This window comes from Ruegeria sp. CI5, assembly GCF_056536885.1.
Genome location: NZ_JBQFQN010000001.1, coordinates 565,594 through 577,462 on the forward strand (window position 1 = coordinate 565,594; position 11,869 = coordinate 577,462).

7 protein-coding genes are annotated in these 11,869 nt (G+C 61.2%); 5 read left to right on the forward strand and 2 right to left on the reverse strand.

Annotation, left to right across the window (positions count from 1 at the left end; all coding sequences use genetic code 11):
• Positions 1–285: 285 nt before the first annotated feature.
• Entirely contained in the window at positions 286–3,912 is a 3,627-nt protein-coding gene (locus ACR0BA_RS02840; protein ID WP_480726353.1) for a vitamin B12-dependent ribonucleotide reductase, read from the forward strand.
• Positions 3,913–4,452: 540 nt separating this feature from the next.
• Complete coding sequence (locus ACR0BA_RS02845; RefSeq protein WP_093962168.1) at positions 4,453–4,698, forward strand: EF-hand domain-containing protein; 246 nt, start codon at positions 4,453–4,455, stop codon at positions 4,696–4,698.
• A 51-nt stretch (positions 4,699–4,749) separates the two neighbouring features.
• On the opposite strand, the gene ACR0BA_RS02850 is transcribed toward ACR0BA_RS02845, so the two are convergent.
• On the reverse strand, positions 4,750–6,294 hold the full coding sequence (locus ACR0BA_RS02850; protein WP_480726354.1) for a trimethylamine methyltransferase family protein: 1,545 nt from the start codon (positions 6,292–6,294) through the stop codon (positions 4,750–4,752).
• 415 nt (positions 6,295–6,709) lie between these two features.
• On the opposite strand from ACR0BA_RS02850, the gene ACR0BA_RS02855 reads away from it, so the two are divergent.
• Positions 6,710–7,228, forward strand: a complete 519-nt coding sequence (locus tag ACR0BA_RS02855; protein ID WP_170367167.1) for an outer membrane protein — start codon at positions 6,710–6,712, stop codon at positions 7,226–7,228.
• Between the two features lie 16 nt (positions 7,229–7,244).
• Here ACR0BA_RS02855 and ACR0BA_RS02860 read toward each other — a convergent pair whose 3' ends face one another.
• Positions 7,245–8,432 (reverse strand): pyridoxal phosphate-dependent aminotransferase, encoded by a 1,188-nt coding sequence (locus ACR0BA_RS02860; protein ID WP_480726355.1) that lies wholly within the window; start codon positions 8,430–8,432, stop codon positions 7,245–7,247.
• Between the two features lie 265 nt (positions 8,433–8,697).
• Here ACR0BA_RS02860 and cysS point away from each other — a divergent pair, with 265 nt between their 5' ends.
• Both cysS and cimA read left to right on the forward strand, forming a co-directional pair.
• Positions 8,698–10,200 (forward strand): cysteine--tRNA ligase, encoded by a 1,503-nt coding sequence (gene cysS, locus ACR0BA_RS02865; protein WP_480727451.1) that lies wholly within the window; start codon positions 8,698–8,700, stop codon positions 10,198–10,200.
• 34 nt (positions 10,201–10,234) lie between these two features.
• Entirely contained in the window at positions 10,235–11,869 is a 1,635-nt protein-coding gene (gene cimA, locus ACR0BA_RS02870) for a citramalate synthase (RefSeq protein WP_480726357.1), read from the forward strand.

Here is an 11,869-nt window from a genome sequence, read left to right on the forward strand (position 1 = left end):
TTAGAAGCCAAAAAATGCCGTTGACCAACTATGGGTAGATACGCCAGATTGTATGGGCCGAGTGAGTTGCCACTAAATCTGGTAGGAATAGCCGGAATTGGCATAGGGCGAGGGTCGGAAAGCACTCCAAACTGACGTGCAACCGTGCAAACGGGTTTGCGCTGCCAAAGGCAGCGCCCGGTCCTCTGCGTCCCTGATCGGCGGTCAAGGCGGGCGGCACCCCGCCAGAAAACGGAATTGGTGCCGGACAACCGAATTTGGGCTGATTGATCTAGGGCGGCGGACATGAAGATTGAAAGAACATTTACCAAGGCAGGGCACGACGCATACGCAGAATTGGAATTCGTGTCCGTCACGTCCGAGATCCGCAATCCGGATGGAACGATCGTGTTCCGCCTTGATAACATCGAGGTCCCCTCTCGGTGGAGCCAGGTCGCCAGCGACGTGATCGCTCAGAAGTATTTCCGCAAGGCCGGCGTTCCCAGCAAACTGAAAAAAGTCCGTGAGAAGGACGTGCCCGAGTTTCTGTGGCGCTCGGTTCCGGGCGACGATGCCGAATTTGGTGGCGAAACGTCTTCGAAGCAGGTGTTTGACCGCCTCGCGGGTGCCTGGGCCTATTGGGGCTGGAAGGGCGGTTACTTCTCGACCGAGGAGGACGCGCGCGCCTATTTCGACGAGATGCGCTATATGCTGGCGACACAGCGTGCCGCGCCGAACAGCCCGCAATGGTTCAACACCGGTCTGCACTGGGCCTATGGGATCGACGGCCCGGCCCAAGGTCACCACTATGTGGACTACAAGACCGGCAAACTGACCAAGTCGAAATCGGCCTATGAACATCCGCAGCCGCATGCGTGCTTCATCCAGTCGGTCGACGATGACCTGGTGAACGAAGGCGGCATCATGGATCTGTGGGTGCGCGAGGCGCGCCTGTTCAAATACGGCTCGGGTACCGGGACCAACTTCAGCCATCTGCGCGCGGAAGGCGAAGCGCTGTCGGGTGGCGGCAAGTCCTCGGGCCTCATGGGCTTTCTCAAGATCGGCGACCGCGCCGCTGGCGCGATCAAATCAGGCGGGACAACCCGTCGAGCAGCAAAGATGGTGATCGTCGATGCAGATCACCCTGACATCGAGCAATTCATCGAATGGAAGGTGATCGAAGAGCAGAAGGTGGCCTCGATCGTTGCCGGATCGAAGATGCACGAGAAGATGCTGAACGGCATTTTCGAGGCCATCCGCGCCTGGGACGGCGCGCAAGCGGATGCCTATGATCCCAAGAAGAATGACGCGCTGAAAACGGCGATCCGCGAGGCGAAAAAGGTCGCGATACCCGAGACTTACATCAAGCGCGTGCTGGATTACGCCAAGCAGGGCCACGACAGCATCGAGTTCCCGACCTATGACACCGACTGGGACTCTGAGGCCTACAGCTCGGTCTCGGGGCAGAACTCGAACAACTCGATCCGTGTGACCAACGCTTTCCTGAAGGCGGTAGAAAAAGATGCCGATTGGGAGCTGATCAACCGTACCGACGGCAAGGTTGCCCGGACGGTCAAGGCACGCGATCTGTGGGAAAAAGTCGGCCACGCGGCCTGGGCCTGCGCCGATCCGGGCATTCAATTCCACGACACGGTCAATGAATGGCACACTTGCCCTGAAGACGGCGAGATTCGTGGCTCGAACCCGTGCTCAGAGTACATGTTTCTGGATGACACGGCCTGCAACCTTGCTTCGATGAACCTGTTGACCTTCCTTAAGGATGGCGAGTTCCAGGCGGCCGACTACATGCACGCGGCCCGTCTCTGGACGCTGACGCTGGAAATCTCGGTGACGATGGCGCAGTTCCCGTCGAAAGAGATCGCGCAGTTGTCTTATGACTTCCGTACGCTGGGTCTGGGTTATGCCAATATCGGCGGACTGCTGATGAACATGGGCTACGGCTACGACTCGGACGAGGGTCGGGCGATCTGTGGCGCACTTACCGCAATCATGACCGGCGTTGCCTACGCCACCTCGGCCGAGATCGCCGGAGAGCTGGGGCCGTTCGCTGGCTACAAGCGCAATGCCGAGCACATGCTGCGTGTCATCCGCAACCACCGTCGCGCTGCCCAGGGTGTGACCGAGGGCTATGAGAAGCTGTCGGTCAAGCCGGTGCCGCTGGATCACGCCAACTGTCCGGACAAACGCCTGATCGATCTGGCGATGAGCGCCTGGGACGAAGCGTTGAGCCTGGGCGAGAAGAACGGCTACCGCAACGCGCAGGCCACGGTGATCGCGCCGACCGGCACGATCGGACTGGTGATGGACTGCGACACCACCGGGATCGAGCCCGACTTTGCGCTGGTCAAGTTCAAGAAGCTGGCCGGGGGCGGCTACTTCAAGATCATCAACCGCTCGGTGCCGTCGGCGCTGGAAAAGCTTGGCTATTCCTCGGCACAGATCGAGGAGATCGTGTCCTACGCAGTCGGGCATGGCACCATCGGCAACGCGCCGGGGATCAACCACACCTCGCTGACCGGTCACGGGTTCGGCCCGAACGAGCTGGCCAAGATCGACGCAGCGCTGGAAAGCGCGTTCGACATCCGGTTTGTCTTCAACCAGTGGACGCTGGGCGAGGATTTCTGCACCGGCGTCCTGGGCATCCCGGCCAGCAAGCTGAACGATCCGACCTTTGACATGCTGCGCCATCTGGGTTTCAGCAAGTCGGATATCGACGCGGCCAACGACCATGTCTGCGGCACCATGACCCTGGAAGGGGCCCCGCATCTGAAGCCCGAGCACTATGCAATCTTCGACTGCGCCAACCCGTGTGGAAAGAAGGGCAAGCGGTTCCTGGGTGTTGACAGCCACATCACCATGATGGCTGCGGCGCAAAGCTTCATCTCGGGCGCGATCAGCAAGACGATCAACATGCCCAATGACGCTACGATCGAAGATTGCCAGAAGGCGTACGAGCTGTCCTGGAGCCTGGGCGTCAAGGCCAACGCGCTGTATCGCGACGGGTCCAAGCTCAGCCAGCCGCTGGCAGCGGCGCTGGTCGAGGATGACGACGAAGCGGCTGAAATCCTCGAAAGCGGCTCGATCCAGGAAAAGGCCGTGACCCTGGCCGAGAAGGTCGTCGAAAAGGTGGTGGTCAAAGAGATCATCCGCAGTCACCGCGAAAAACTGCCGCATCGTCGCAAGGGGTATACCCAAAAGGCGATCGTGGGCGGGCACAAGGTCTATCTGCGCACCGGCGAATTCGAAGATGGGCAGCTGGGCGAGATCTTCATCGACATGCACAAGGAAGGCGCTGGCTTCCGTGCGATGATGAACAACTTCGCCATCGCCGTCTCGGTCGGTCTGCAATATGGCGTGCCGCTGGAAGAGTTTGTCGACGCCTTCACCTTCACCAAGTTCGAACCCGCCGGGATGGTTCAGGGCAACGACTCGATCAAAAACGCCACGTCGATCCTCGACTACATCTTCCGCGAACTGGCCGTGTCGTACCTGGATCGCACCGACCTGGCGCATGTGAAGCCCGAAGGTGCAACATTCGACGACCTGGGTCGTGGCGAAGAAGAGGGTGTATCGAACGTCTCGGAGATCAGCGACAGCGCGGCTTCGAAATCCTTGGAGGTGCTGAAACAGATCAGTTCGACCGGTTATTTGCGCAAGCGTTTGCCGCAGGACCTGATGATGTTCAACGGTGCCGCCGAAGCGACCGGGCTGTCCGAAGCGGCCGTGACCTTTGAAACCAAGAGTGAAACCACCGTCGTCACCGAAACGGCCACCGGGATGGATGCCCGGACCAAAGCCAAAATGCAGGGATACGAGGGTGATCCTTGTGGCGAATGCGGAAACTACACGCTGGTGCGCAACGGCACCTGCATGAAATGCAACACCTGCGGGGCAACCAGCGGGTGTAGCTAAGGCAAACGCCCCGCCAGGCGGGGTGTAGGGACCTGGATTTCCCCCCGGACTTCCGGTCCCGACGAATTCGGAGCAGGGCAAAACCTGAGACTTACCCTAGGTCGCCCTGGTCCACTCGGCCGGCATGCCCGTGCTGGCCGGGAACAGGGTGGGGCGGAATATCGGTCCTTCCCACTCTCTCACGGGGCGGGTGCGCTCGTCCCATGTGCAGTCCAGGCCGCAGGCAAAAAAACACCGGGCGGTCAACGAATTGAGCCTGGACGGCAAAACTGACAGGGGGCTTCGGCCCCCTTTCTTTTTTCGACTCAGTCGGGCTGAGCGACAGTTTGCCGGGAACAGGGGTACGGATGAGGGAAGTTGTGCCGATAGGCCGGCAAGCGGCTTGGCGCAGCGAAAGCTTGCGACTCCAAATGGCCCAAACGGGCAGGGATTGGCGCGAATTGCGGGAAAATCTCTGCGGCCGATGACAGTGCGGCTGAGCAGGTGTTTTGTGTGCCTGTCCGGACAGACTACCACAAACCCCCTATCAGGAGACTGACAATGAACTCTCAGAAACTGGCCGTTCTGGCCGCAGTTGCCCTCGGGTTCCCTGCGCTTGCATTCGCGCAGAGCTCGGCTGACGCAAATGGCGACGGCGTTCTGACCATCGAAGAGGTTCAGGCCGTTGTGCCCGACATGGATGCCGATGCGTTCTCGCTTTTGGACGCGAATGGTGACGGCGCTCTGGATGAGGCCGAAATCGCAGCCGCGCAAGAAGCCGGTCTGCTGCCGCCCAGCAACGGTTAACAGCTTGAAGTACGAGGCAGCCCAGAGCGATCTGGGCTGCTTTTCAATTGGTTATGCAGGCAAGTGAATGTTGAACCTGCTTCTGAGTTCCGCATCCAGCGCCGGATCGAAACGCGCCGGAGACGGAGCGCCAAGGATCTCTTCTTTTCGCGCGGTGGCCTTTTCGACCAAGTCCGGCTTGCCCAGCTCGGCCCATTCCTTGGGCGAGGTCCGGTCGCCAAGCGCTGGATAGACATAGTCGGCCTGCATCCGGCTGAGTGTTGCGTCGGTTCCCAGGTAGTGACCCGGGCCACCGAGACAGACCGACGCGATCTGGTCCAGCGCCAGCGTGTCCTCCGTGACCTCGATCCCACGAACGCATCGCAGGGCCTGACCGATCAGATCGTCACCAAGGATCAGGCTTTCGAAGCAGAAACCCAGCAGCGAAGCGTGCATGCCGGCTGCTTCGTAGACCATGTTCAGGCCGGACAGCCCGGCCATGACGTTGGAACACATCTGCTCCCATCCGGCTTGCATGTCGGGCAGTTTGGAGTCCGAAGCACCGGCTGCAGCGCCGCCGGGCAGGTCGTAGAATTTGTGCATCTGGGCGCAACCTGCCGTCAACAGGGCCTGCTCGCCAGACCCGACGCTCATCGCACCGGTCCTGAGGTCAAGACCAAAGGGCCAAGTGCCAAAAACCGCCGGAGCGCCTGGGCTTACGGCGTTTACATAAACCAGACCTGCCAGGCATTCCGCCGTAGCCTGGACAATCGCACCGGCCACCGTTGACGGGGCCGTGGCACCCGCCATCCCAGCGGATAGCAACAGGACCGGCATCCCCGCCTTGATGCATTCTTCCATCACCTGGCAGCTCTCGGTCGCGAATTTCATCGGAGGCACGACAAAGCAGTTCGAGTTCGAGACGAAGGGCCGTTCACGCCATTTATCCTCGCCGCCAGCGATCATATGCAGCATTTCCATGGCCGGAGCTACATAGCTGGGGTCTGTGAAGGATGTTCCGACATGCTTGTAAGTCCCAGAACAACAAGCATAAATCGTGTTCAGGTCCATCTCGCGGTTGTCGGTGATGTCACGGCAGACCATGGGGCGCTGCACGAAATGGATATTGTCCAGTTGTTCGCAAATCCGCGCGGCATCGTGCAAGTCCTGCACGGTTGAGTCGCGGTAGTTGCGGCCTTGGGCGTCGACCATGCTGACGGCTGCACCGGCGGTTCCATAATGAACGCGTCCGCCGGACAGTTCGAGATCGGTTTTGCCGTCGCGGCTGTACAGCGTCACCGACCGGTTGGCGCGGGCGATCGTGTCCTCGACCAGCGCCCGGGGAAAACGGATGCGTCCGTCATCGCCCAGCGTACAGCCGGCATTGACCAGGTAATCGATCCCGCTGGGTGGCGCGTCGGCCAGACCGATGGTTTCGAGCGCATCGAGCGCGGCGGAGTGAATACGCTCCATGTCCTGTTGGCTGAGCGGTTTGTAGGTGCCGCCCTCAAGCCCCGGGCGGACGGGGCGAAGATGTTCGGGCAGGGCCGCGGCACGGGCGGCCCGTCGGGCGGCGCGGCCGCCACTGCGGGACGTTGAGCGGGATTGGTCGTTCATGGTGAGGATTCCAAATTGAAAGTCAGGTCAAAAGGGGGAAGCTTCAACCCGTCCCGGCCGTCCTCGTGCCGCACGCCCCCGATCGGCACCGATGGTGCGGCTGATCAGGCAAATCTTCCAGATATCGTTTGGCATGTGGTCCTCAACTCCTGCGACGAATGGTGTCAGGGTCCGCGCAAGCAATCTGTCCTGTTTGCGACCGATGTCGCTTTTGGCCCCGAAAATTTGGAACGTCGATGAACGCCGCAGGAAATCCTCACGCAAAGGGCGAAATATGTTATGCTTCCATTACTTATTGTTAAGATTTGCGTGACTTGAATTGATCTGACGGCACCAAAGCACATGTGTAATTGAGGTGCACATCACCGCATCTGTTGCAATCGCAAAGGGTGCTGAACAAAAACCGGAGGTCTGCATGAAACTGATCCGCGCCTTGCTGTCGGTCCTGCTGATTCCAGCGGCGCAGGTGGCATTGGCCGAGGATTGGACCGGGCCTTATGCCGGGTTCACCTTCGGTTATACCGACGCGGACGGCCCCGGCGGCAGTGGGGGCAACTCGGGCAGCATCGGCGCGAATATCGGATACGATCTGGATCTGGGCAGCTTCGTCGTCGGGGGTGAGTTGGAATATGACCGGCTGAACCTCGACCTGGGCGCTTCGGAGGGCAGTTTGGACAGCGTATCCCGCGTGAAACTGCGCGGCGGGTACGAGTTCGGGCGCGCTTTGGGCTACGTCGTGGTGGGTGCCGCGCGGGCGAATACTTCGGGCGACAGCGACACGGCGGCCGTCTACGGGATCGGCGTAGCCTATCCTCTGGGCGACCGGCTGATCATCAGTGGCGAAGCCTTGCGGCAGAATTTCAACGATGTCACGCGGTCGCGCGGCGATCTGGATACCAACACCTTCAATCTGCGCACGACCTTCCGGTTCTGAACAAAACCCGTCTCGGTCACTCGGCCGCCGTCTGACCCGCCAACCGGGCGGCGAAATCGCATAGGGTCTGAAGGGCGGCGGCGAACCGGTCATCGTCAATGGTCATGGCCACGCGCACATGTCCAGCGGCGGCTTGGCCGAAGCTTTCTCCGGGCATGACCGCGATGGCGTGGGTGTCCAGCAGCGCATTGGCGAAGTCTTCGCCGCTTTGCCCCGTCGCGCGGATGTCCAGCATCAGATACATCGCGCCTTGAGCCGGGATCAGGCCCACCGTGTTCTGTCGGGCCAGAACCTGCATCGCCACGGCGCGGCGGCGGCGGAAGGGGGCCGCGACCTCTTCCTCCAGTTCGTCCCCGGCGGTCAGCGCAAAGCTGGAAGCGTCCTGAATGAATCCCGGAACCCCGTAAGTGGTGTGCGTGGCAAGGTTGATCAGATGTTCGATGGCTTCTTCGGGGCCAACGATCCAGCCACAGCGCGACCCGGTCATGGCGTGGGATTTCGACATCGAGCCCACGACCAGGGTGCGGTCGGCCATACCGGGCAGGGCGCGGGGCGACAGGTGTGCGCCGTCCCAGACCTGCGTGTCATAGACCTCGTCCGAAATCAGCCAGATGTCGCGTTCGCGGCACAGATCGGCGATCTCGGTCAGGGTCTCGCGGGAATAAACGACCCCGGTCGGGTTGTTCGGCGTGTTGATCAGCAATGATGCGGCACCCTCGGCCCGTTCCGCGATCCGGGCCGCGTCGGGTTGAAAGGCGTCCTCGGCCCGGGTCTGAACCGCGCGCGCGATCGCGCCCGCCCCTCGGATCGTGCCGGGATAGGTGGCGTAGAAGGGATCGAGATAGAGGCCCACATCGCCCGGGTCGCACGCTGCCATATGTGCGGCGAACAGTGCGGCTTGTCCGCCCGGGGTGATCAGCACGTTGTGGCGCGTGGTGGGAACGCCCGTGCGGGTCTGCACCCGCGCGGCTACGGTATCGCGCAGCAGATCCGTGCCCGGCACCATGGCGTATCCGGTATGGCCCGCGCGCGCCGACCGGTCCATCTCGGCCAGGATCGAGGGGTGGGTGCGGATGTCATGCTCGCCGATGGTCAGTTCGGTCACGGCTTGGCCTTCGGCAATCATGCGGCGCGCGCGATAGAACACGTCCCACCCGTCCGAACCGCCTCCGGTCAGATGCGTGATGCGGTGCGAAAGTTTCATGGCGCGCCTCCGTTGCAGCAAGTCCGCCGAATGGGTCAGAGCCGCGATGATTTGTCAATCAGCTTCCCCCGCCGGCAATAGAAGTCTTGGCGCGCGGGACCGGGCGTGCTATGCGATGGTCCATGAACCGGAAGACCTGCATCATTATCTGCTGCATTCCCTGCTGAACTTTCACGCGGGCCGGTTTCTTTCGTTTTCTTCCCTGAGACAAGTTGCTAAGCCCGCGTCAACGCGCACGCTATTGCTGTATCCAGGAGCCAGACGCATGACGACGATCAAACTGCACAACACGCGGACCCGGACGAAGGAAGAGTTCGTTCCGATCGATCCCGACAACGTGCGGATGTATGTCTGCGGACCCACCGTGTATGACCGGGCGCATCTGGGTAATGCGCGGCCCGTGGTGGTGTTTGACGTGCTGTACCGCCTGCTGCGCCATGTCTACGGGCCCGCGCATGTGACCTATGTGCGCAACTTCACCGACGTCGATGACAAGATCAACGCGACGGCCCTGGCGCGCAAGCAGGCCGGGGCCGAAGGAACGCTCGAGCAGTTGGTCCAGGAGCGGTCGGACGAGACGATCGGCTGGTACCTGCATGACATGGGCGCGCTGGGGGCGCTGGAGCCCGACCAGATGCCGCGGGCCACGCGGTATATCGACCAGATGATCGCGATGATCGAGGACCTGATCGCCAAGGGTCACGCCTATGAGGCCGAGGGGCATGTTCTGTTCGCGGTGGACAGCTGGCGCGACGAGTATGGCAGGCTGTCGGGCCGGTCGGTCGACGACATGATCGCAGGCGCGCGGGTCGAGGTGGCGCCCTACAAGAAGAATCCGATGGATTTCGTGCTGTGGAAGCCCTCGGACGATGAACTGCCCGGTTGGGAGTCGCCTTGGGGCCGGGGGCGTCCGGGCTGGCATATCGAGTGCTCGGCCATGAGCTATGAGTTGCTGGGCGAGAGTTTCGACATCCATGGCGGCGGCAATGACCTGATGTTCCCGCACCACGAAAACGAGATCGCCCAGAGCAAATGCGCCCATCCGCACGGCGAATTCGCGCGCTATTGGCTGCACAACGAGATGCTGCAGGTCGAGGGAAAGAAGATGTCCAAATCGCTGGGCAATTTCTTCACGGTGCATGACCTGCTGGATCAGGGCGTGCCGGGCGAGGTGATCCGGTTCGTCTTCCTGCAGACCCACTATCGCAAGCCGATGGACTGGACCGAGAAGAAGGCGCGCGAAGCCGAGAAGACTCTTCGCAAAATTGCGCGGTTCTTGGGTGAACCAATGCTTTCAAAGCCGTGGACAGGTAATACCCAGATAAACCCTCCTCAGGAGTTTTTAGACGCTCTTGCGAATGACCTAAATACGTCGCTCGCACTGTCGCTAGTAAATAAGTATCTGAAAAATAAACTAGAAGCGGAACTTGCATCAGCCTTGAATTTGCTGGGTTTCGATACAGAGGCGTTGGTAAAAAGGTTTGCTAGTTTTCGTGTGGACACTTTTGCCAACGAATACGTTTCAGGTGCGACAATTGAATCGCGAGGCGAAGCCATGCCAGATTCGGACCTTCAAATTTTACAGGAATTTGGTCTACGTCTTCAAAGGGTGCGCGAAAACGCGAAGAAAACTAAAAACTTCTCTGAGTTGGATCAGTTAAAGTCTGACTTGCTAGAAGCGGGGGCTGAGGTGCGAATGAGCAAAGAAGGCATTGAGTTGTTGCCCGGTCCGAACTTTGATCGCGCCAAACTGGAGGCCATGAAATGATCAACAAGGGGTTCGAAAATTTCAGGGCGGCGGCATGACCAAAGAGCGCCTGTACCTCTATGACACCACGCTGCGCGACGGGCAGCAGACGCAGGGCGTTCAGTTCTCGACCGCCGAAAAGGTCCAGATCGCGCAGGCGCTGGATGCTTTGGGGGTGGACTATATCGAAGGCGGCTGGCCCGGCGCGAACCCCACCGACAGCGCGTTTTTTGACGCCGCGCCCAAGACGCGCGCCTGCCTGACCGCCTTTGGCATGACCAAGCGGGCCGGGCGCTCGGCCGAGAATGACGACGTGCTGGCCGCCGTCATGAACGCCGGCACGCGGGCGGTCTGTCTGGTCGGAAAGTCGCATGACTATCACGTGACCGACGCGCTGGGGATCTCGCTGGAGGAAAATGTCGAGAACGTCCGCGCCTCGGTCGCGCATATCGTGGCGCAGGGGCGCGAGGCGTTGTTCGACGCCGAGCATTTCTTTGACGGCTACAAGGACAACTCCGCCTATGCCATGCGGGTCTGCCAGGCTGCGCTGGAGGCCGGTGCCCGTTGGGTGGTGTTGTGCGACACCAATGGCGGCGCGCTGCCGGCCGAAGTGGGGCGGATCGTGTCCGAGCTGATCGCGGCGGGTTTTCCCGGCGACCGGCTGGGCATCCACACCCACAACGACACCGAAAATGCCGTGGCCTGTTCTCTGGCGGCCGTGGATGCCGGCGCACGCCAGATCCAAGGCACATTGAACGGGCTGGGTGAGCGGTGCGGCAACGCCAACCTGACCGCCCTGATCCCGACGCTTCTGTTGAAGGAACCCTATGCCTCGGCCTTCGAGATCGGGGTCAGCCGCGATGCGCTGACCGGTCTGACCCGCATCAGCCGCATGCTGGACGACATCCTGAACCGGGTGCCCAGCAAACAGGCGGCCTATGTCGGGGCGTCGGCCTTTGCGCACAAGGCGGGGCTGCATGCCAGTGCGATCCTCAAGGACCCTTCGACCTATGAACATGTCGATCCGGCCACCGTGGGCAATGCGCGGATCATTCCGATGTCGAACCAGGCCGGCCAGTCGAACCTGCGCAAACGCCTGACCGAGGCCGGGTTGCAGGTCGAGTCGGGCGACCCGGCGCTGGGGCGCATCCTGGAACGGATCAAGGCGCGCGAGGCCGAGGGGTATTCCTATGACACCGCGCAGGCCAGTTTCGAGCTACTGGCCCGCGATGAACTGGGCCAGCTGCCGCAATTCTTCGAGGTCAAGCGCTATAAGGTCACGGTCGAGCGGCGCAAGAACAAGTACAACCAGATGGTCAGCCTGTCCGAGGCGGTCGTCGTGGTGAAGGTGGATGGCGAAAAGAAGCTGTCGGTCAGCGAGTCGATGGACGAAAACGGCAGCGACCGTGGCCCGGTGAACGCGCTGGCCAAAGCTTTGGCCAAGGATCTGGGGCAGTACTCGCCCATCCTGGACGATATGCATCTGGTGGACTTCAAGGTCCGTATCACCCAGGGCGGGACCGAGGCGGTGACCCGCGTCATCATCGACAGCGAAGACGGGCAGGGGCGGCGCTGGTCCACGGTGGGGGTCAGCGCGAACATCGTTGATGCCTCGTTCGAGGCGCTGCTGGAGGCGATCCAGTGGAAGCTGGTGCGCGATTGCAGTCCGCAATCGGCGGTGGCCGAGTGA

Excerpts from the sequence above, each read along its gene's own strand:
- cysS (WP_480727451.1), top strand. The coding sequence starts at position 8,698 with ATGACGACGATCAAACTGCACAACACGCGGACCCGGACGAAGGAAGAG.
- cimA (WP_480726357.1), top strand. The coding sequence starts at position 10,235 with ATGACCAAAGAGCGCCTGTACCTCTATGACACCACGCTGCGCGACGGG.
- ACR0BA_RS02840 (WP_480726353.1), top strand. The coding sequence starts at position 286 with ATGAAGATTGAAAGAACATTTACCAAGGCAGGGCACGACGCATACGCA.
- ACR0BA_RS02845 (WP_093962168.1), top strand. The coding sequence starts at position 4,453 with ATGAACTCTCAGAAACTGGCCGTTCTGGCCGCAGTTGCCCTCGGGTTC.
- ACR0BA_RS02855 (WP_170367167.1), top strand. The coding sequence starts at position 6,710 with ATGAAACTGATCCGCGCCTTGCTGTCGGTCCTGCTGATTCCAGCGGCG.
- ACR0BA_RS02850 (WP_480726354.1), bottom strand. The coding sequence starts at position 6,294 with ATGAACGACCAATCCCGCTCAACGTCCCGCAGTGGCGGCCGCGCCGCC.
- ACR0BA_RS02860 (WP_480726355.1), bottom strand. The coding sequence starts at position 8,432 with ATGAAACTTTCGCACCGCATCACGCATCTGACCGGAGGCGGTTCGGAC.